Origin of the sequence: Allochromatium humboldtianum (genome assembly GCF_013385175.1) — a bacterium.
Lineage (GTDB): Bacteria > Pseudomonadota > Gammaproteobacteria > Chromatiales > Chromatiaceae > Thermochromatium > Thermochromatium humboldtianum.
The window spans coordinates 15,295-34,591 of sequence record NZ_JABZEO010000005.1; the positions used below are offsets into that span (position 1 = coordinate 15,295).

General features: G+C 63.8%; 19 protein-coding genes and 2 pseudogenes. 6 read left to right on the forward strand and 15 right to left on the reverse strand.

What is annotated here, in order from left to right; genetic code table 11:
* Window positions 1-158: 158 nt before the first annotated feature.
* Window positions 159-245: a hypothetical protein gene (locus HW932_RS08620; RefSeq protein WP_343047197.1), complete on the forward strand. Its 87-nt coding sequence runs from the start codon at window positions 159-161 to the stop codon at window positions 243-245.
* 279 nt (window positions 246-524) lie between these two features.
* Here the strand turns inward: HW932_RS08620 and HW932_RS08625 are convergent.
* The 8 genes and pseudogenes from HW932_RS08625 to HW932_RS08660 all read right to left on the reverse strand — a co-directional run.
* A pseudogene (locus tag HW932_RS08625) lies at window positions 525-1,281 on the reverse strand (IS5 family transposase); the annotation flags it as partial.
* A 46-nt stretch (window positions 1,282-1,327) separates the two neighbouring features.
* Window positions 1,328-2,668 (reverse strand): ArsB/NhaD family transporter, encoded by a 1,341-nt coding sequence (locus HW932_RS08630; RefSeq protein WP_176976093.1) that lies wholly within the window; start codon window positions 2,666-2,668, stop codon window positions 1,328-1,330.
* Between the two features lie 11 nt (window positions 2,669-2,679).
* Window positions 2,680-3,711, reverse strand: coding sequence for an amino acid ABC transporter substrate-binding protein (locus HW932_RS08635; RefSeq protein ID WP_176976094.1), 1,032 nt, complete (start codon window positions 3,709-3,711; stop codon window positions 2,680-2,682).
* Between the two features lie 378 nt (window positions 3,712-4,089).
* Window positions 4,090-4,200 (reverse strand): annotated as a pseudogene (ubiE, locus tag HW932_RS08640) (bifunctional demethylmenaquinone methyltransferase/2-methoxy-6-polyprenyl-1,4-benzoquinol methylase UbiE); the annotation flags it as partial.
* 115 nt (window positions 4,201-4,315) lie between these two features.
* On the reverse strand, window positions 4,316-4,678 hold the full coding sequence (locus tag HW932_RS08645) for a gamma-butyrobetaine hydroxylase family protein (RefSeq protein WP_176976095.1): 363 nt from the start codon (window positions 4,676-4,678) through the stop codon (window positions 4,316-4,318).
* A gap of 32 nt (window positions 4,679-4,710) precedes the next feature.
* Complete coding sequence (gene hslU, locus HW932_RS08650; protein ID WP_176976096.1) at window positions 4,711-6,039, reverse strand: ATP-dependent protease ATPase subunit HslU; 1,329 nt, start codon at window positions 6,037-6,039, stop codon at window positions 4,711-4,713.
* 90 nt (window positions 6,040-6,129) lie between these two features.
* On the reverse strand, window positions 6,130-6,678 hold the full coding sequence (gene hslV / locus HW932_RS08655) for an ATP-dependent protease subunit HslV (protein ID WP_012972145.1): 549 nt from the start codon (window positions 6,676-6,678) through the stop codon (window positions 6,130-6,132).
* An 85-nt stretch (window positions 6,679-6,763) separates the two neighbouring features.
* Window positions 6,764-7,183: a hypothetical protein gene (locus HW932_RS08660; RefSeq protein WP_012972146.1), complete on the reverse strand. Its 420-nt coding sequence runs from the start codon at window positions 7,181-7,183 to the stop codon at window positions 6,764-6,766.
* A gap of 187 nt (window positions 7,184-7,370) precedes the next feature.
* Here HW932_RS08660 and HW932_RS08665 point away from each other — a divergent pair, with 187 nt between their 5' ends.
* Complete coding sequence (locus HW932_RS08665) at window positions 7,371-7,607, forward strand: type II toxin-antitoxin system Phd/YefM family antitoxin (RefSeq protein ID WP_176976097.1); 237 nt, start codon at window positions 7,371-7,373, stop codon at window positions 7,605-7,607.
* Window positions 7,604-7,990, forward strand: a complete 387-nt coding sequence (locus tag HW932_RS08670) for a type II toxin-antitoxin system VapC family toxin (protein ID WP_176976098.1) — start codon at window positions 7,604-7,606, stop codon at window positions 7,988-7,990. Before HW932_RS08665 ends, HW932_RS08670 begins: the two co-directional genes overlap by 4 nt.
* A 178-nt stretch (window positions 7,991-8,168) precedes the next feature.
* Here the strand turns inward: HW932_RS08670 and HW932_RS08675 are convergent, their stop codons facing one another.
* From HW932_RS08675 to HW932_RS08700, 6 genes are read right to left on the reverse strand one after another with little or no spacing between them, the layout of a single operon-like run.
* Complete coding sequence (locus tag HW932_RS08675) at window positions 8,169-8,552, reverse strand: type II toxin-antitoxin system VapC family toxin (protein WP_176976099.1); 384 nt, start codon at window positions 8,550-8,552, stop codon at window positions 8,169-8,171.
* Window positions 8,539-8,781: a hypothetical protein gene (locus HW932_RS08680; RefSeq protein ID WP_176976100.1), complete on the reverse strand. Its 243-nt coding sequence runs from the start codon at window positions 8,779-8,781 to the stop codon at window positions 8,539-8,541. The genes HW932_RS08675 and HW932_RS08680 overlap by 14 nt, the downstream gene beginning before the upstream one ends.
* Before the next feature lie 23 nt (window positions 8,782-8,804).
* Window positions 8,805-11,105: a RelA/SpoT family protein gene (locus HW932_RS08685; protein WP_176976101.1), complete on the reverse strand. Its 2,301-nt coding sequence runs from the start codon at window positions 11,103-11,105 to the stop codon at window positions 8,805-8,807.
* Window positions 11,092-11,406, reverse strand: coding sequence for a DNA-directed RNA polymerase subunit omega (rpoZ, locus tag HW932_RS08690; protein ID WP_012972148.1), 315 nt, complete (start codon window positions 11,404-11,406; stop codon window positions 11,092-11,094). The genes HW932_RS08685 and rpoZ overlap by 14 nt, the downstream gene beginning before the upstream one ends.
* An 11-nt stretch (window positions 11,407-11,417) precedes the next feature.
* A complete protein-coding gene (gmk, locus tag HW932_RS08695) occupies window positions 11,418-12,077 on the reverse strand; it encodes a guanylate kinase (RefSeq protein ID WP_176976102.1) in 660 nt (219 codons plus the stop codon).
* A complete protein-coding gene (locus HW932_RS08700; RefSeq protein WP_176976103.1) occupies window positions 12,074-12,940 on the reverse strand; it encodes a YicC/YloC family endoribonuclease in 867 nt (288 codons plus the stop codon). Before HW932_RS08700 ends, gmk begins: the two co-directional genes overlap by 4 nt.
* A 164-nt stretch (window positions 12,941-13,104) precedes the next feature.
* Here HW932_RS08700 and HW932_RS08705 point away from each other — a divergent pair, with 164 nt between their 5' ends.
* Window positions 13,105-14,019 (forward strand): serine/threonine protein kinase, encoded by a 915-nt coding sequence (locus HW932_RS08705; protein ID WP_176976104.1) that lies wholly within the window; start codon window positions 13,105-13,107, stop codon window positions 14,017-14,019.
* 143 nt (window positions 14,020-14,162) lie between these two features.
* On the forward strand, window positions 14,163-16,955 hold the full coding sequence (gene ppc, locus HW932_RS08710) for a phosphoenolpyruvate carboxylase (RefSeq protein ID WP_176976105.1): 2,793 nt from the start codon (window positions 14,163-14,165) through the stop codon (window positions 16,953-16,955).
* A gap of 44 nt (window positions 16,956-16,999) precedes the next feature.
* Here ppc and HW932_RS08715 read toward each other — a convergent pair whose 3' ends face one another.
* The gene (locus tag HW932_RS08715) at window positions 17,000-18,700 is read right to left on the reverse strand and encodes a cation:proton antiporter domain-containing protein (RefSeq protein WP_176976106.1); all 1,701 of its coding nucleotides are present in this window, start codon (window positions 18,698-18,700) and stop codon (window positions 17,000-17,002) included.
* 197 nt (window positions 18,701-18,897) lie between these two features.
* Between HW932_RS08715 and HW932_RS08720 the strand changes: the two genes are divergently transcribed.
* A complete protein-coding gene (locus HW932_RS08720) occupies window positions 18,898-19,281 on the forward strand; it encodes a DUF6394 family protein (protein ID WP_176976107.1) in 384 nt (127 codons plus the stop codon).
* The last annotated feature ends 16 nt before the right edge of the window (window positions 19,282-19,297 follow it).

Below are 19,297 nucleotides of genomic sequence, written 5' to 3' on the forward strand. Positions count from 1 at the left end.
AACGCCCAGTGCGATGGGAGCCTATCTTAGGTGATTTCGCCGGACTCTGCTTCAATCGCGATGAAGGAAGAACGGATCCGTGATGGCAATGGACGCAACACTTCGAGAACGCCTTCGACTTCTATCTGCGCGAGTGCGAGAAACGCGGCGCTGCCCCCATCAAGCCGCCAAGCGGCAACATGATGCGGCGCGTCCCGCCCGAAGTGCATGGAGCCGCCTTGCTGGCCACGCAGGCTTCGGGGTAAAGCCATCAGTTACAAGTTAAGGGATCGGTTGTCATGTCAAGCAGAATCCAGTGGAGCCTGAGCCTTTTGTTTGGGCGGCTTGCGTGGACGTTTGATGAGGCCCAGTGGCTTGGCTTGCTCGGCTAGGTAGCGCACGGGGTCGAGCGTGGGATCCTGGTGCTGGGCAGCGACGACGAAGTACAGACTGCGGTAGACCATTTCCATGGAGATCTCGGCGAACGGGCGTCGGAGCGCCTCGGCCACGGCATCGGTCAAATCGACCAGCACGGCGTACAGGATCCAGGTGGCCCACAGTTGCAGTTCCACGGCGTTTTGTGCCCCGCCGTAGAAATAAGCCAGTCCCAACAAGCGTTTGGCGATGGCGAAGGCGTCCTCGACCAGATGCCGATGACGGTAGAGTGCGGCCTCATAGGCACGGGGTATCTTGCGGTTCTTGCGCGGCGGAATCACGACCTGCATGCCCTGGTTCGTGGCTTGTTCGACGATGGCGTCGCTGTCATAGCCACGATCGGCCACAGCAGATGCTCGGCGCTCAAGCCGTCGATCAAGATGCCGGCCTGGGTGCAGTCGGCCGTGGGGCCGGCGGTGAGCCGCAGACGCACCGGCATCCCATGAGCGTCCACCGCGAGGTGCAACTTGCTGTTCAGCCCCCTTTTGTAAGACCCATGGCCTGATTGCCACCCCGGGCGCCGGCGGCGTGAGGATGAACCTTGATGTGGGTGGCATCGATCATCAGCCACTCAAAGTCCGGCTCGGTGACCAGGGCTTCAAGTAGCTGCGCCCACACGCCCTTGTCGCGCCAGCGGCAAAAGCGCCGGTGGGTGTTTTTCCAGTCCCCATAATCCGGGGGCAGATCGCGCCACGGGGCGCCGGTGCGCAGAATCCAGAACACCGCATTGAGAAACAGGCGGTTGTCTCTAGCCACCCCGCCCCAGACACCGCGGCGTCCAGGTAACAGCGGTTCCAGTAACAACCAAGTCTGGTCGGATAGATCGTGGCGTCGATGCGTGTGCAGAGCGTTTGAAGTCGTGGTCATCATGCTGCACAGTGTACCGGGAAGAGGCTTCTTGTGACGACACTATCTAGTGACCCAGAGTCTCGGTCAGCACCAAGACATAGATCGCTCCGACCGACAACTGCGCTACCGTAATCGGCAACCCGATGCGCAGGAATTGCATGAAGCTCACGCACCGGTCATGCGCAGCACAGATTCCGACCGCCACGATATTGGCCGAGGCACCGATCAGCGTGGCGTTGCCGCCGAGGGTGCCGCCGAACATCATGGCGACGAACACCGGCAGGGTGACGTTGGGCCAATCGGTGAAACCGGGGGCGAGCGCGATCTCCGGTACCGCTTGGGCCGCCACCAGGTAGCCTTGGATCATCACCAGCGCGGCGGCGACCAGCGGGATATTGGCGACCACGAACCCAATCGTGCCGATGCTGGCCAGGGTCACGAGCGCCACCACCGTAAACTCGTTCCCGAACCAGTCGTAGAACTGAATCGACAGGCCTTGCAGCAGATCGGTCTTGATGAAGGCCTGGACCAGGGTGAAGATGGCGCCGAGAAACACCAGCGTCTTCCAATCCACGTCGCGGATTACCGCGCTGACCGGCTCGATGCGCACGCCGTAGACCAGGAGCAGCGCCAGCGAAGCCCCGATGATCGCGACCTGCGGCGGCACGATGTGGGTTGGCAGGGACTCGCCGATGATGAACAGGACCACCATGATCAATACCACCACCAGCGCCAGCCCCAGGAAGGCGGGATGCTGGATGGCGACGTGCGTTCTGGGCGGCAGGGTCGCTCGCACCTTCCAGATCTCTGGCAGCAGGCGCGGGAAAAAGGGCACAACGACCAGCGCGGCCAGCAAACCGCCCAGGCTGACCATCCGCAAATAATCGACGAACGACAACCCGATCCCCCGGCCAACCAAAAAGGTCGCGGGGTCGCTCACCAAGGTCAACATGCCGGCCGCGTTGCTCACGATCGCAGCGATGATCAGGGGGCCGACGAAATCCACTCCGAGCACCTGACAAACGCGGATGATGATCGGCGCGACCAGGATGACGACGGTGGCGTTGGGCAGAAAGGCGTTTAGCGGCAACAACAGCGCGACGATGATCAGCAGCAACCGTTTGCCGCTGCCGCCGGTGGCGTGGAGCATGTACTCGCCGAGCCATGCGAAGACCCCGGTCTTATCGAGCACCCGCGCTACCACCATGCCGCCGAACAGCAGGGCGAGCGGCCCGCCGGCGGTGTGGATGATCGGCATCAGATCGTTGCCGTCGAGAATCCCGAACGCGATCAGGACGCTGACCCCGAGCAGGGCGGCGACCGTCATATCGATCAGGTCGAACGCGATCAGGAGGATCACGGCGGCAAAGACGCCGATGGTGAGATAAATCTGAAAGTCGGTCATCCGGGCGTCCCTTAGTCAATGGGGGGGGCGTAGTGGAGTCCACCCTGATTCCAGAGCCGGTTGAGGCCGCGCTCGATCTTAAGCGGGCTGTCGCGCCCGACGTTGCGCTCATAGATCTCGCCGTAGTTGCCAACGGCCTTCACCGCTCGTGTTACCCAGTGGGGCGCGATCCCCAGCGCGCGGGCGATGACCTCGTGCTCGTCGGCGGTCTGCCGCACCAGGGGGTTCTTGTTCTCCGCGATGACCGCATCGACGTTGTCGCGAGTGACGCCGTTTTCCTCCGCGAGGATCAGGACGTTCAGCACCCACCGGATCACCGTGGCCCACTCCGGATCGCCGCCCCAAACGGCGGGGCTGAGCGGCTCCTTGGAGATGCGTTCGGGCAGGATCACGAAGGCGTGCGGGTCTTCGGGCGCCTGCAGGCGCAGGGCGGTCAACAGGGCCGCGTCCGCGGTGTAGGCGCGACAGCGGCCGGCGAAGAACGCCTGCGCCGCCTCGCTGTCCGACTCACTCACCAGCAGCTTCATGGACCAGCCTTGCGCCTCGAAATAGGTCTCCAGGTTGCGCTGGTTCGTCGTTCCCGTCTTGACGCAGAGGGTCGCGCCATTGAGGTCGGCGAGCGTCGCGATCTGGGCGGCGGCCGGAACCATGAAACCCTGGCCGTCGTAGAAGAGGATCCCTGGAAACCGAACCCTCAACACTGCCTCGCGGGTGAGGTTCCAGGTGGTGTTGTTCAACAACAGGTCGATTCGGCGCGTTTGCAGTGCCGGGAAGCGGGCCGGGGCGAGCACTGGCACGAGTTCGATCTTGTCCGGGTCTTCCAGGACTGCCGCCGCCACCGCACGACAGAAGTCCACGTTGAACCCGCGCCAGTGTCCGCCGGCGTCGCGCTCGGAGAAGCCCGGGACGCCTTCGCTGACTCCACAGCGCACTTGGCCGCGGGCCTTGACGCCATGCAATACCTCACCGGCCTCGACCCGCGGCAGAACCGTGAGCGTCAGGACCAGCAGGGCGGCGCCACAAACCGTCCAGTCGATTTTCATCCGGGGCCTCCAAGTGAATGAGTGAGCATTAACAGCGATCCGCCAGGGAGGGAACGCGCCCAGAACCGAGGCCAGGCCCCAAATATAACAATTAAAGGGGCCTGGATGGACTCGACTTTGGTCATTTTCCCTGACCAGTAACTCTTTTTTTATCAGTAACTTACAAGACGCAAGAAAAATAGCGAGGGGTCAAAATCCGGCGTTCGTGCGTCCAGACCCCCTCTAATTTTCCACCCCTACGGAGGGTATAAGAGTCCAAAAATGGCCAAAGTCGAGATGGAATTATTTTCCAGGCACCAAAACAGCCCACAATCAATCGTCTAACGAGCGCCGGCGTCAGCGCCCGAGGGCGTCGAAAACAAACCTGGACCCTTATTTCATCAAATCGTAGCGCGTGGCGACCGAGTCGAAGACCTCGCGCACGCGCTTGGCCTTCTCCTGGACCGGCACCTGCTTATAGCCGAAATGGGTGGTGTTCTGATCGGACATGCTGTATCCCGGTGACGAATTGGGGTTCATGGGCGCGGACACGCGCCCACGGCGATGGGCGCCTATCTTAAACCGTCGCGGCACGCCGTGGGTGATTGGCGCGCTCGTGGCTCGATCAGGACTGGAACACCTTGCGCGTGTGGCCGGCCTGCTTGAGTTCGTCGAGATAGGCGTTCCAGCGCTGCTCGTACTCGGCGCCGAGACGGTAGAGATAGTCCCAGGAATAGAGGCCGGTGTTGTGCTCGTCGTCGAAGTGCAGACAGACGGCATAGTTGCCGACCGGTTCGATGCGGTCGATGCCGACATCTTCCTTGCCGACCTGGAGCACGCGCTCGTCAGGATTGTGGCCCTGAACCTCGGCCGAGGGCGAATAGACCCGCAGATATTCGCAGGGCAGCTTGAAGCGGGTGCCGTCCTCGTAGGCGACTTCGAGCACGCGGGATTGGCGGTGCAGATTCAACTCGATGGGTACTGGCATGATGTCTCGAATCCGTGGTCGGTGGTCTGAAACTACAGGATGTAACGCGACAGATCCTCGTCGGCGGCGAGATCGGCCATGTTCTGGTCGACATAGGCGGCGTTGATGGTCACGGTCACGCGGTCGAGTTCGGTGGCGTTGTAGGAGACATCCTCCAGCAGCCGCTCCAGGACCGTGTGCAGACGCCGCGCGCCGATGTTCTCGGTCTTCTCGTTGACCTGCCAGGCGATCTCGGCGATACGGCGGATGCCGTCTTCGGTGAACTCCAGGTTCACGCCTTCGGTGGCCAGCAGGGCTTTGTACTGGTCGGTGAGCGAGGCGTCCGGCTCGGTGAGGATGCGCACGAAATCATCCGTGCTCAGGGCCTTGAGTTCGACCCGGATCGGCAGTCGGCCCTGAAGCTCCGGGATCAGATCCGACGGCTTGGACAGATGGAAGGCGCCCGAGGCGATGAAGAGAATGTGGTCGGTGCGCACGGCGCCATGCTTGGTCGAGACGGTACTGCCCTCGACCAGCGGCAGCAGATCGCGTTGCACGCCCTCACGCGAGACGTCGGCCCCGGTGGTGCCTTCGCGCTTGGCGACCTTGTCGATCTCGTCGATGAAGACGATGCCGTTCTGCTCGACGTTCTCCAGGGCGCGCAGCTTCATCTCTTCGTCGTTGACGCGCTTGGCCGCTTCCTCGTCCTTCAGCAGCTTGCGTGCATCGCGGATGCGCAGCTTGCGCCGCTTGGTGCGGCTCTGGCCGAGATTCTGGAACAGCCCCTGGAGCTGGTTCGACATCTCTTCCATGCCGGGCGGGGCCATGATCTCGACCCCGAGCGGCGCGGCCGAGACCTGGATCTCGATCTCGCGATCGTCCATGTCGCCGGAACGCAGTTTGGCGCGCAGCTTCTCGCGCGTGGTCGAGCTGACCGTCGAGCGGCTGTCTTCCTCGAAGTCGGACGGAGGCGGCAGCAGAACGTCGAGGATGCGCTCCTCGGCCGCCGCCTCGGCCAGATCGGCGAGCTTGGCCATCTCCTGCTCACGCGCCATCTTCACGCCGATGTCGGCCAGATCGCGGATGATCGAATCGACCTCGCGCCCGACATAGCCGACCTCGGTGAACTTGGTCGCCTCGACCTTGATGAAGGGCGCGTTGGCGAGCTTGGCCAGACGGCGGGCGATCTCGGTTTTGCCCACGCCGGTCGGGCCGATCATGAGGATGTTCTTAGGCGTGATCTCGGAGCGCATCGGCTCTTCGATCTGAGCACGGCGCCAGCGGTTGCGCAGCGCGATGGCCACGGCGCGCTTGGCGTCACTCTGGCCGACGATGTGTTTGTCGAGTTCGGCGACGATGCGTTGGGGGGTGATTTCAGACATGGAAGCTGCTGGTCGATTGGGCCGGCCGGGGATTGTCGGTTGTCGTCAGTGTGAACACACGGATTTGGGCGACGGCTGGAGCGGATCCGGTCAATCCGTCTTGGCGTCCAATTCCTCGATGACGAGATTGTGGTTGGTGTAGACGCAGATGTCGGCGGCGATGTGGAGACTCTTTTCGACGATCTCGCGCGCCGGGAGTTCGGTGTTCGCGACCAGGGCGCGCGCGGCCGAGAGTGCGAATGAACCGCCCGAGCCGATGGCCATGATGTCCTGTTCGGGTTCGATGACGTCGCCCGTGCCGGAGAGGATGAGCGAGGTGGTGGAGTCGGCGATGCACAGCAGGGCTTCGAGCCGGCGCAACATGCGATCGGTGCGCCAGTCCTTGGCCATCTCGACCGCCGCGCGGGTCAGATGGCCCTGATGCTTTTCGAGCTTGCCCTCGAAGCGCTCGAACAGGGTGAAGGCGTCGGCGGTGGCTCCGGCGAAGCCGGCCAGCACCCGCCCCTTGTAGAGCCGGCGCACCTTGCGCGCATTGCCCTTCATGACGGTCGGGCCGAGCGAGACCTGACCGTCGCCGCCGATCACGACCGTGTCGCCGCGTCGTACCGAGAGGATTGTCGTACCGCGAAGATTTTCCATTGAACTTGACTGCCGAACGCTGGACTGCGGACATCTTAATCGAAAAGCACCGCGATCCCGAAACGCGATCGTTGGCGATCAGTGGCTACGAAGCGCGCCGATAGTCGGCGCGCGAGCCGGTCAGATCCCAGGCGAAGGTGCAGTCCAGATGCGACAGCACCGAGATCAGCCCGCTCTCGCCGTCCTCGATCATGACTGCCACCGGTGCGCGGCGTCCGAACTGCTTGTTGGCGCGTCGCACCCAGAGCTTGCGCATCTCGGGATTGCGCGGGAAATAGGTGTGGAGCGCCTGCTCGATGCGGTTCAGATAGGCGACACGCCGGTTGACCGCCGGGTCGTCGGGAAAGACGTCCTGATCGTGGAAGCGCCCGATGTGGCGTGCCTTGATCGTCTCCGGCAGTTGCAGGAGACCGGCGATGTCGCGTGCAGCCAGTCCCCAGTCCTCCAGGAGCTGCATGGTGCGACGGGTCAGCCGCAGGCGTTCGTCGAGTGTGAGTTCGGTCATGGGCAGCCTCTCGATCCAGATTGTTGCGGTCGTGGACGCGATTCAAGCGTTTAAATGGCGTCGATATGACCGAGTTCCAAGCTCGGAATCGCGTGAGGCGTGTGATGCGATCGACGGCGCTGATTGTCCATCTTGCGCGAGTTGTCTAGACTTAGTCCATTGACTCAACCAACCAGGAGTGGCTGCGATGAGCCTGACCGTCAACGTCCATGAAGCCAAGACCCATTTCTCCCGCCTGCTGGAGCAGGCCCATGCCGGACAGGAGATCATCCTGGCCAAGGCCGGCAAGCCCTATGCACGCCTGATGCCCCTGGCGCCGACCACCGGCCGGCGGCGTCCCGGCCGTCTCCAGGGGCGCTTGAGCGAGACCTTCTTCGATCCACTCACCGAAGAGGAGTTGGCCGCCTGGGAACAGGGGGCATGAGAATCCTGCTCGATACCCACGCCTTTCTCTGGTGGGTCACAGACGACCCACGCCTGTCCGCCGCCGCGCGTGCGGCGATCGGCGACGATATGAACGACGTGCTGGTCAGCGCCGCCAGCGCCTGGGAGATCGCCACCAAGCATCGTTTGGGTAAGCTCGGCGAGGCGGCCGGAGTCGTCGCACGCTTCGGCGAATTGGTGGCCGCCGATGGCTTCGAGCATCTGCCCGTCAGCTACCTTCATGCGCTCAAGGCCGGACGCTATCCAAACGCACATCGCGATCCGTTCGATCGAATGCTCGCCGCACAAAGCGCGCTGGAAGGGGTGCCACTCGTCACCCGCAACCCCGCGTTCGATGACTTTGGCATCCAAACGCTGTGGTGAACCGCTCAGGATCGTGTGATGCGCGTGATGCGATCGACCAGCGGGATGAGCCGCACCCGGCGCATGATGCGCGCGAGATGATGGCGGCTTCTGACCAGGATTCGGAATTCCAGCTCGATGTTGGAGCCGAGTTCGGCGATCGCCCCGGCGTTGTCGTACTTGGCTCAACGGTGCACGTTTAGCTGCTATGGCCAATGCGTTGCAGGGCTTTGTTGAGCTTGCCGTCGAAGGTGAAGACTGTTTGCTGTTCCACACGGTGATAGGCCAGGAGCAAGGCGTCCACGAAGTCGAGGGTGCTGTCGCGATAGATCTCCAGCGCTTTCAGGAACACCGTCGGTTTCTCCATCGTGACGGATGTTTCAGCCAGTAACCGCTCAAGCTGGTGCTGAATCTCCGCGCGCTCGACCGCATAGACCTTCTGCAACACGTACACCACCTCACAGGCGACTTCCATCGGCAGGGTCACGACCTGCTGCTCAAGGATCTCTTGGGCCTTGGCGGACAGCTCGACATGGTCATCCAACAGATAGCGCAGCACGACATTGGCATCAACGAGATTCATCCGGTTCACTCACCGCCGACAGCCAGGCGCTCGATTCCTGAGACATCAATTCAGGCTTGGCATACTGTTTCAGGCAACCGCGCAAACTTTTTCGGGTCGACGCCTGTTCTGACATGTCAGGCTGTGCGTGAAGTACGATGATCTCGACTTCCTGTCCCCAGAATTGCTCGGGCAAATCGAGACAAACCTGACCGTTTTCAACGGTTTGAATGGTGCGAATTGCTTCCATTATTTGATCCCTTTTTTGGTGGCTCAGGATCGCGTGATGCGCATGATTCGATCGACCGGCGGGATGAGCCGCACCCGACGCATGATGCGCGCCAGATGATGACGGCTCTTGACCAGGATGCGGAATTCGAGATCCGTCATCATGCCATCCTTCTCGATGGTCTGGACGTTCTCGATGTTGGAGCCGAGTTCGGCGATCGCCCCGGCGATCACGGCCAGCACGCCGCGCCGATTGCTGACCTCGACCCGGATCTCGGTGGCGAACTCGCCCTCGGGTTCCCTGGACCACTCGACATCGAGCCGCTTGTCGCGCTTGCCTTCCAGCCCGCCGAGATTACGGCACTCGGCGCGATGGACCACGATGCCGCGCCCCGGACTGAAGACGGCCGTGATGGCGTCGCCCGGAATCGGGCGGCAGCAGCCCGCGAAGTTGACCACCATGCCCTCGGTGCCCCGGATGGCGAGCCGATGCGGATGCACGTCCTGATCCCCCCGCTCGGCGGCAGGCGCGTCGGACTCCTCGCCCTCGATGCCCGCCAGACGCCGCGCGATCAGCGGCGCCAGCCGGTTGCCCAGACCGATCTCGCCGAACAGATCCTCCAGGCTCTCCAGACCCGTTTCCTCCAGATAGGCCGCCAGGCGCAGGGGCTCGAGCGTCTCGACCTCAGCGCCCAGCGGGGTCAGTTCGGCGTTCAGCAGCCGTCGACCAAGCGCCTGGGCCTCGCGCTGCTTGATGTTCTTGAGGTGTCCGCGGATGTTGACGCGCGCCTTGGCCGTGACCACGAAGTTCAGCCAGCCCGGATTGGGCCGCGCGCCGGGCGCGGTGATGATCTCGACCGTCTGGCCATTGCGCAGCGGCGTGCTCAGCGGCGCCATGCGCCGGTCGATGCGCGCGGCCACACAGGTATTGCCCACGTCCGAGTGGATGGCATAGGCGAAGTCGACCACGGTCGCGCCGCGCTTGAGCGAGTGAATGCGCCCCTTGGGCGTGAAGACATAGACTTCGCCGGGAAACAGATCGACCTTGACGTGTTCCAGGAATTCGACCGAATTGCCCGCGTCGCGCTGCATCTCCAGCAGGTTCTGCAACCAGTCGGCGGCGAGCGCGGCCGGATTGGCGGTGGAGGACTGGACGCCGCTCTTGTACATCCAGTGCGCGGCGATCCCGGACTCGGCCAGACGCTGCATGTCCTCGGTGCGGATCTGGATCTCGATCTGGATGCCCTGGGGGCCGATCAGGGCGGTGTGGAGTGACTGGTAGCCGTTGGCCTTGGGGATGGCGATGTAGTCCTTGAAGCGTCCGGGGACCGGCTTGTAGAGATTGTGGACCAGTCCCAGCACCCGATAACAGGTGTCGACCCGATCGACCGTCACCCGGAAGGCGAAGACATCGGCCAGTTCGGAGAAGCCGCGCGACTTGTCGCGCATCTTGCGATAGATGCCGTAGAGATGTTTCTGACGCCCCTCGACCCGACCCTCGATGCCTTCCTGCTGCAAGGCATGGCGCAGCGCCGTCTCGACCAGGCCCACCATCTCGACCCGTGTTCCACCGCCGCGTCCCTGGAGCGCGCGCTGGATGACTTGACGCCGCCACGGCCAGTAGTGCGCGAAGCCCAGATCCTCCAGCTCGATGCGGATCCAGTTGATCCCGAGCCGGTTGGCGATCGGCGCGAAGATGTCGAGCGTCTCGCGTGAGATGCGCCGGCAGGCTTCCGGACTCATCGAGTCGAGCGTGCGCATGTTGTGCAGCCGGTCGGCGAGCTTGATCAGGATGACGCGGATGTCGCGCGTCATCGCCAGCAGCATCTTCTGCAGACTAGCGGCCTGCGCCTCGGCGCGCGACTTGAAGTCGAGCTTGGTGAGCTTGCTGACCCCATCGACCAGCTCGGCGACCTCCTCGCTGAAGGTCTCGGCCAACTGCGCTTTGTCGACCGGGGTGTCCTCGATGACGTCGTGCAGCAGCGCGGCGATCAGACATTGGTAGTCCATGCGCATCTCGGCCAGGATGCGCGCAACCGCCAGCGGGTGATAGATATAGGGCTCGCCCGACTTGCGCTTCTGGCCCTCGTGCGCCTCGGCGCCGAACAGATAGGCGTGGTAGCACGCCTTGATCTGATCCGCCGGCAGATAGCTGGCCAGATAGTCGCAGAAGTCGCTGACCAGATAGCGCGTATCACCCGCCAGCCAGGGCGGTTCGACAGGCGGCGTCCAGTCCAGTGGTCTGAGTGGCTGAACTTTTTGGACGGGCGCGTCCGAGCCGACCGCGCCCGACTCGGGCAACGCGGCCGGACGTCTGTCGGCGGTGGCCTCGTCAGTCCTTGGCATCCTTTCCGGATTCCGCGTCGTCGGCCTCGGGCGTGGCGGCGGCTGCGAATTCCTGAGCCAGCGCCTGTTCCAGAGCCGCCGCCGTGTCGTCCATTTCGCGCTGGGCCTCCTGGATCATGGCGTTGGTGATCTTGCCGGCGGCGATCTCGCGCAGAGCCAGGACCGTCGGCTTGTCGTTCTCCGGCGCCAGCAGCGGCTCGACGCCATTGGCCAGTTGGCGCGCGCGCTTGGTAGCGAGCAGAACCAGATCGAAACGGTTGTCGACGTGTGCGAGGCAATCCTCGACCGTGATGCGGGCCATGGTGGTCTCCTTTAAATAATGGATTCGATGTAAATAATGGATTCGATGGGGTCGAGCAACGCCGCCAGACGCGGGCGCTGATACGCCAGCCGCTGACGCTCGGCGGTGACGATCGCCGCCAGCGCCGCGAGCGCGGTCTCGAAGCAGTCGTTGACGACCAGATAACTGTATTCGGCGAAATGAGCCAGCTCGTCGCGGGCCTGAGCCATGCGGCGGGCGATCACATCATCGCTGTCTGTGCCGCGTCCGCGCAGACGGCGTTCGAGTTCCTCGATGCTCGGCGGCAGCACGAAGAGTCCGATCGCCTCGGGAAAGCGTTCGCGCACCTGACGCGCGCCCTGCCAGTCGATCTCCAGGAGCACGTCCCGGCCGGCGTCGAGACACTGGCGCACGTCGGCGGCGCGGGTGCCGTACAGATTGCCGAAGACCTCGGCGTGCTCCAGGAAAGCGCCCTCGGCGATCTCGCACTCGAAGCGTTCGCGGTCGAGAAAATGGTAATGAACGCCATCCTGCTCACCGGCGCGCGCCAGGCGCGTGGTACAGGAGACCGAGAGCGCCAGTCCCGGATCGCGTTCGACCAGCGCCTTGACCAGACTGGTCTTGCCCGCACCCGAGGGCGCCGAGACGATGAACAAAAGCCCTCTGGGCTCGGATCGGGATAGGTCGTTCATTCGAGATTCTGTACCTGCTCGCGCATCTGTTCGATCAAGACCTTCATCTCGACCGCCTCGCGGGTGACGGCGACATCGGCCGACTTGGAGCCGAGCGTGTTGGCCTCGCGGTTGAGTTCCTGCATCAGGAAGTCGAGCCGGCGTCCGACCGGTTCGTCGCGGTTCAGGACGTCGAGCACTTCCTCGATATGGGCGCCGAGCCGGTCGAGTTCCTCGTCGACGTCGAGCCGGGCGGCGACCAGGGCGATCTCCTGCTCCAGCCGGGTCGCGTCGAGTTCGGCGCGCAGTTCGGTCAGGCGGTCGGCGAGACGCTGACGCACGCCGGCCAGCACCTCGGGCAGACGCTCGCGCACCCGCGCGGCACTCTCGCCCAGACGCTCGCAACGCTCGCGCAGCAGTTGGGCCAGGCGTGCGCCCTCGCGCTCACGGGTCTCCAGCAGCGAATCCAGGGTCTGTTCGAGCAGCGCCAGCGCCTCGGCACTGAGCTGGTCCAGATCGGGTTCGGTCTCCTGCACCACGCCCGGCCAGCGCAGCAGATCGAACGGAGTCGGCTCCTGGGCGCGGCCGGTCAGTGCACCGAGTTCGCGCCCGGCGGCCAGCAGTTGTTCGACGAAGGGCCGGTTGATCCGGATCGCGTTCGCTGCGCCCACGGCCGGGGCATAGCGCAGGGTGCAGTCGACCTTGCCGCGCTGGAGACGCGCCGCCAGACGGTTTCGCACCTGGGTGTCGAGTCCGCGCAACTCCTCGGGCAAGCGGATGTAAGGCTCCAGGAAGCGGTGATTGACCGTGCGCACTTCCCAGGTCAATTCACCAACATCGCCCGTCCGCGACTCGCGGGCGAAGGCCGTCATACTCTTGATCATTGGTTCAGGGGCGTCTCTTGAGGGCGGGGAGCCTGTCTCGGATCGGCGGTCGAATAGAGGACGAATCGCTGCCGACCCGGCCAGACAGGGTTTATCATAAATCAGAAACGCAGTATACCGCTCGCATCCCGTCAACGTCCGCGTGGAGATCCATCGTCCCGATCATGGCCGCCGCACGAGAGACGCTCCCACCGGGCGCCCAGGTGGGCACCTACCGCATCGTCAAGCCGATCGCCAAGGGCGGCTTCAGCCTCATCTATCTGGCCACCGACGACGACAGCGGCGAGGAAGTGGTCATCAAGGAGTACATGCCCAAGAAGCTCGCGCGCCGCGATCGTGACCGGCGCGTGGCGCCGGCGGGCATCGAATATGCCGAGAGCCTCCATCACGGACGCAAGCTGTTCTTCCAGGAGGTCAAGGCGCTGGCGTCGCTGAAGCACCCCAACATCGTGCGGGTGCTCGCCTTCTTCCTGGCCAACGACACCGGCTACATGGTGATGCCCAACGAGCGCGGGCGCAATCTGGGGGCCTATCTGCACGAGCGCAAGGGGGGACTGAGCACCTCCTTCATCCTGGAGGTCTTCATCCCGGTGCTGGATGCGCTGGCGCTGCTGCACCGGCGCTCCATGGTCCATCTGGACGTCAAGCCCGGCAACATCCATCTGCGTCACGGCAACATGCCCCTGCTGCTGGATCTGGGCGCGGTCCATCCGCTCAATCGCGGTCGATCGCGCGGCGGGCAGGTCATCACCGCCGGCTATTCGCCGGTCGAGCAGTATTTCCGTGCCGGTCAGGTCGGTCCCTGGACCGATGTCTATGCGGTCGGCGCCAGCATCCGCACCTGCATGGACGGCCGCACGCCCCAGCCGGCACCGGAGCGCCAGAAGGAGGACAAGGTGGTGCCGGCCGTCGAGGCGCTCAAGGACCGCTATCCCGACTTCCTGCTCAAGGCCGTCGACTGGTCGATGTCGATGGACGCGGACAAGCGTCCCCAGGATGCCGAAGAGCTGCTGGTGGCGCTCCTGCCCCATCTCGACGACCCGCATCTGGCGCGCATGCGCGAGGAAGCGGCCGACTGAGCCGTACTCGGCGGAGTGTCGCGCCGAGCGATCGATCCGCGCACCTGGACGGACTGGACGCGGTCTTTTGGCGACAGGGACAGGCTCGCGGTAGTATCCACGGCATTTCCGGCTCCCCTTCCGCCACCGACCCTGGATTCCTGATGAACGAACATCCTCAAGCCCAGACGCTGGAGCGCGACATCCAGCTCTATACCGCCCTGCTGGGCGAGGTGCTGCGCGAGCACAGCCGCAAGCGCGTGCTGGTGGTCGTGGAGCGTCTGCGCGACGGTTTCATGCAGTTGCGCGAGCAGGAAGATCCCGAGCTGCGCGAGAAACTGATGAAGCGCATCCAGAGCCTCGATCCCCAGACGCTTGCGGAAGTCATCCGCGCCTTCACGCTCTACTTCGGGCTGGTGAACGTCGCCGAGGAGCTGAACGCGCACCTGGCGCGCATGGACGTGATCGCCGCCGGCGAGCGGCTGTGGGTCGGCTCGTTCGACGATACGGTGCGCCGGTTCAAGGAGGACGGCGTCAGTCCCGAGCACTTCCAGAGCCTGCTGGAGCATCTGATCTATCTGCCGGTGTTCACCGCCCATCCGACCGAGGCGCGCCGCCGGACCATCTCCGAGACCTTCCGGCGCATCTTCCTCGCCGGACAGGATCTGCACCGGCTCAAGCTCAACGAGGAGGAGTTGGAGGACAAGCTCCAGGAGATCCTGACCCAGATCCAGATCCTGTGGAAGACCGACGAGGTGCGCGTCCACAAGCCGCAGGTGACGGACGAGATCCGGCGCGGACTGCATTTCTTCCGCGAGTCGCTGTTCGAAGCCGTGCCCAGGGTCTATCGCTTCTTGGAGAAGGCGGTGCGGCGCAACTATGGCGCCGGCTGCGGCATCCGGGTGCCGAGTTTCATCCGCTTCGGTTCCTGGATCGGCGGCGACCGCGACGGCAATCCTTTCGTCAAGCCCGAGACCACCGAGCTGGCGGTGCGCATGCATGCCGAGCTGATCCTGGAAGCCTATCTGGAGCGTCTCCAGGATCTGAGCCGGATGCTCAGTCATTCGAGCGCGCTCTGTCAGCCCTCACCGGCCTTTCTCGACAGCCTCGACGCCGACGAGGAATACTGGCTCGGGGTCATGGGGCAGCGTCAGCGGCGTTTCCTCTACGAACCCTACAGGCGCAAGCTGGCCATGATGGGGCATCGGCTCCAGGCCAATCTCGACCGGATTCGTCGGCGCATGGAGGGAGTCAGCGACGATGGACTGCCGGACGGCTATGCCGGCGCCGCCGATTTCCTGGCCGATCTCACGCTGATCCGCGACTCGCTCATCCACCATGGTGACGCCAGCGCGGCCGATGGTCCCTTGCAGGATCTGATCCGGCTGGTCGAGACCTTCGGCTTCCATCTGGTCCATCTCGACATCCGTCAGGAGTCGACCCGTCACACCCAGGCCGTCACCGAACTCTTCGCGCGTCAGCCCGGCGCGCCCTTCTATCAGGCGTTCAACGAAGAACAGCGGCTGATGGCGCTCGCCGAGGCCATCGCTCATCCGCATCCCTTCGTCATCGACAAGGCCACGCTCACTGCGGAGACGCGCGAGACGCTGGAGACCTTCGAGGTCATCGCCCGGATGCGCGCCGAGGTCGGCGAGCGGGTGTTCGGGCAGTACGTCATTTCGATGACCCATGCCGCCAGTCATGTGATGGAGGTGATGCTGCTGGCGCGTCTGGCTGGACTGGTCGGCGTCGACAACCGGGGCTGGTTCTGCACCATTCAGGTCTCGCCGCTGTTCGAGACCATCGAGGATCTGAGCCATATCGATCAGGTGATGAGCCGGCTCTTCGACGATCCGACCTATCTGGCGCTGCTGCGTGCCTCGGGCAATCAGCAGGAGGTGATGCTCGGGTATTCGGATTCGTGCAAGGACGGCGGCATCCTGGCGTCGAGCTGGAAGCTGTTCGAGGCGCAGAAGAAGGTCATCGCGCTCGCTGACGATCGGGGCGTGGCCTGTCGGCTGTTCCACGGGCGCGGCGGCACGGTCGGACGTGGCGGCGGTCCGACCCACGAGGCCATCCTCGCCCAGCCGGTCGACACCGTGCATGGTCAGATCAAGTTCACCGAGCAGGGCGAGGTGCTGTCCTACCGCTATGCCAACCCGGAGACGGCGCGCTATGAGCTGACCATGGGCATCAGCGGGCTGATCAAGGCCAGCCGCTGTCTGATCGAGCCGCCTGAGCCGGAACGCAACGACTATCTGGCGATCATGGACGAACTGGCGCGTCACGGCGAGGCGGCCTATCGCGCTCTGGTGCGCGATACCGAAGGGTTCCTCGATTATTTCTACGAATGCACGCCGCTCGACGGCATTGCGCTTTTGAACATCGGCTCGCGACCGGCGCATCGCAAGAAGGCCGATCGTTCCCTGTCGTCGATCCGCGCCATCCCCTGGGTGTTCGGCTGGGGTCAGGCGCGCGTGACGCTGCCAGCCTGGTTCAGCATCGGGCAGGCCATCGAGCGCTATCGCGGCAACGACCTCGAACGGCTGGCCAAGCTCCAGCGCATGTATCAGGAGTGGCCCTATTTCCGCGCCCTGCTCTCCAATACGCAGATGTCGCTGTTCAAGGCCGAGATGCACATCGCGCGCGAATATCTGCGTCTGGCCGAGGATCGGGAGCGGGCGGCTCAGATTCTGGGGCTGATCGAGGAGGAATATCAGCGGACGCTGGTTCAGGTGCTCAACGTCGCCGGTCTGCTCGCGCTCATGGACGAGACCCCGGATCTGCGCCACTCGCTGGCGCGGCGCAATCTCTATCTGGACCCGTTGAACCATATCCAGGTCGCGTTGCTGGAGCGCTATCGCTCGGAGGAGGACGAGGCCCGGCGCGAGGAATGGCTCGATCCGCTGCTGCGCTCGATCAATGCGCTGGCGGCGGGGATGCGGAATACGGGGTGATGCTCTATGCCTTCAAGCGTAACGAATGGCTTTGAACGATACGCTCACTCGACCACCTGAGCATAGTTCTGTCCCCGCACCCCCTGGAGCAGCGAATCCACGTCCTCGGTCGAGACGCCGAGCATCTGTAGCGCCTCGGCGCCGAGCCTCAGACTGCTCTCGATGGCCTCGGGATAGGCGCGTGTAGCGCCGGCGCGGATCAGGCTGCCGCAAGCATTGAGATCGCGCGCGCGCGCGATCACCGGGACGTGCGGATAGGCGTGACGGATATGTGAGACGGCGCGCAACGCGGTCGATCCATGATCGATGGTCAGGATCACCAGCACGGCGCTCTCCACATGGGCCGCCGTCAGGAGTTCCATGTCGCCGATATCGCCATAGTAGACCGGCCGTCCATCACGCACGCCTTGCTCGACATTGGCCGGATTGTTGTCGAAGGCGATGAAGGGAATCTGGTTGACCTCCAGCAGTGTGGCGATGGTGTGCCCCACGCGCCCATAGCCGCCGATCACCACCCGATCCTTGGGCGATATACCTGTGGTGGCCTCGTCGAAAGACTGGATCGGTCCCGGACGCCGTTCGAAACGGCATGCCAGACGATCACCGATGCGCACCAGGATGGGCGTGAGCATCATGCTGACCGAGATCACGCTGAGCGCGATGACGAAGGTCGCATCGTCGATGAGACCGAGCGTCTTGGCAAACCCGAAGAGCACGAAGCCGAACTCGCCGTTCTGGGCCAGCAGGAAGGCCACGCGCGTCGCCACGCCGCGCGGTAGTCCGAAGACGACCGCGATCCCGAACAGCGCTGCGAGCTTGATGGCCAGGATCACCAACACATGCTGGGCGAGCAGCCAGGGATGCTCGGCGATCGCCGGCAAATCGATCGACATGCCGACGGCGACGAAGAAGACGCTCATCAGCAGTCCCTTGAAGGGTTCGACATGGGCCTGGATCTGGAAGCTGAAGCGGGTCGTCGACAGCAGCATACCCATCATGAAGGCGCCGAGCGCCATCGACAGACCGGCCTCGTGCATGGCCCAGGCCGAGAGGAGGACCGCAAGCATGACCACCAGGGTGAAGGCTTCGCGGTTGTTCTGACGCAACAGCCGATCGAGCACGAAGGGCACCACATAGCGCCCGGCGACCAACACCAGCCCGACCAGAGCGATCAGGTGCATGGCCTGTTGGCCGAACGAGATCGACTCGTCCGCACGCCCCAGGTCCGACATCAGGGGCACGATCGCCAGTAGCGGCACCACGGCCAGATCCTGCATCAAGAGCACGGCAAAGGCCGTGGTGCCATGGCGCGTGCTCAGATCGCCGCGCTCGTGCAGGAGCTGCATGACCAGCGCCGTGGAGGAGAGCGCCAGGGTCAGCCCCATGAGCAGGGCCACCGGCCAGGAGGGTGAGTAGAGGGAGAGATAGAGCGCGATCACCAGTCCCGAGAGCAGGATCTGTACCGTCCCGAGTCCAAAGACCTCGCGGCGCAGCGCCCAGAGTCTCTTGGGTTGCATCTCCAGCCCGATCATGAACAGGAGCAGAACCACGCCCAACTCGGTGAAGTTGCGCACGTCCTCGACGTGGGCCGTCACATAGGGACCGGGCGAATGCGGTCCGACCGCGATCCCCGCGACCAGTAGACCCAGTATGGAGCCAAGCCCCAGATGCTTGAACAGCGTCACCGACAGCGCGGCTGCGGTCAGCAGCACGATGGCCGAAAGAATGAAGCTATGCAGTTCCATGGCGAGAAGTTAGGGAAAACGCGGGCGTCTGAGTGCAAAGCGCATCAGTTTAGACAGGATCGGTGCGATTCACCAGAATAGGGGACGGGCAAAGGCCCGCGATCGCACGATCGCGAATCGTCACCCCGTTCCCGATGACATCAGACGAGCGTGTAAACTACAGACACGACTTATCGCTACCATCACATGCATCCACTATGAACCCAGAAAAAGTCGTCTTCGGCTTCTTCATCGTGCTCGCCCTGACGCTCAACTTCGGCTTCTTCGTCGGCGAGATCGACAACCCCAATCATCATCATGCCTGGGAGCTGTTCTTCGTAGTGATCGTCAACATGATCGCCACCGTGCTCAAATTCGGCGATCGCACCCAGATGGGCGCGGTGCTGCTGGCGACCAGTCTGGTGGCCATGCTGCAACTGCTGGCCGCCTCGCTGATCTGGACCATCGCCGTCCATACCACCGAGACCGGCATGACACCCTCGGTCATGGCCAGCATCGTCTCGCTCTCGGGCGGGGCCATGATCGCCAACGTGGTCTCGGTGGTGCTGCTGGTCATCGAGACCGTCCTGCTGCGGCGCTGAGCGCGGCCCGAACAGC

Bases quoted from the DNA above. Each gene is read 5' to 3' on its own strand.
- HW932_RS08635 (WP_176976094.1), bottom strand. From the start codon at position 3,711: ATGAAAATCGACTGGACGGTTTGTGGCGCCGCCCTGCTGGTCCTGACG.
- ppc (WP_176976105.1), top strand. From the start codon at position 14,163: ATGAACGAACATCCTCAAGCCCAGACGCTGGAGCGCGACATCCAGCTC.
- HW932_RS08660 (WP_012972146.1), bottom strand. From the start codon at position 7,183: ATGACCGAACTCACACTCGACGAACGCCTGCGGCTGACCCGTCGCACC.
- HW932_RS08630 (WP_176976093.1), bottom strand. From the start codon at position 2,668: ATGACCGACTTTCAGATTTATCTCACCATCGGCGTCTTTGCCGCCGTG.
- HW932_RS08675 (WP_176976099.1), bottom strand. From the start codon at position 8,552: ATGAATCTCGTTGATGCCAATGTCGTGCTGCGCTATCTGTTGGATGAC.
- gmk (WP_176976102.1), bottom strand. From the start codon at position 12,077: ATGAACGACCTATCCCGATCCGAGCCCAGAGGGCTTTTGTTCATCGTC.
- HW932_RS08685 (WP_176976101.1), bottom strand. From the start codon at position 11,105: ATGCCAAGGACTGACGAGGCCACCGCCGACAGACGTCCGGCCGCGTTG.
- HW932_RS08645 (WP_176976095.1), bottom strand. From the start codon at position 4,678: ATGCCAGTACCCATCGAGTTGAATCTGCACCGCCAATCCCGCGTGCTC.
- hslV (WP_012972145.1), bottom strand. From the start codon at position 6,678: ATGGAAAATCTTCGCGGTACGACAATCCTCTCGGTACGACGCGGCGAC.
- HW932_RS08680 (WP_176976100.1), bottom strand. From the start codon at position 8,781: ATGGAAGCAATTCGCACCATTCAAACCGTTGAAAACGGTCAGGTTTGT.
- HW932_RS08700 (WP_176976103.1), bottom strand. From the start codon at position 12,940: ATGATCAAGAGTATGACGGCCTTCGCCCGCGAGTCGCGGACGGGCGAT.
- hslU (WP_176976096.1), bottom strand. From the start codon at position 6,039: ATGTCTGAAATCACCCCCCAACGCATCGTCGCCGAACTCGACAAACAC.
- HW932_RS08715 (WP_176976106.1), bottom strand. From the start codon at position 18,700: ATGGAACTGCATAGCTTCATTCTTTCGGCCATCGTGCTGCTGACCGCA.
- HW932_RS08670 (WP_176976098.1), top strand. From the start codon at position 7,604: ATGAGAATCCTGCTCGATACCCACGCCTTTCTCTGGTGGGTCACAGAC.
- HW932_RS08705 (WP_176976104.1), top strand. From the start codon at position 13,105: ATGGCCGCCGCACGAGAGACGCTCCCACCGGGCGCCCAGGTGGGCACC.
- HW932_RS08665 (WP_176976097.1), top strand. From the start codon at position 7,371: ATGAGCCTGACCGTCAACGTCCATGAAGCCAAGACCCATTTCTCCCGC.
- rpoZ (WP_012972148.1), bottom strand. From the start codon at position 11,406: ATGGCCCGCATCACGGTCGAGGATTGCCTCGCACACGTCGACAACCGT.
- HW932_RS08720 (WP_176976107.1), top strand. From the start codon at position 18,898: ATGAACCCAGAAAAAGTCGTCTTCGGCTTCTTCATCGTGCTCGCCCTG.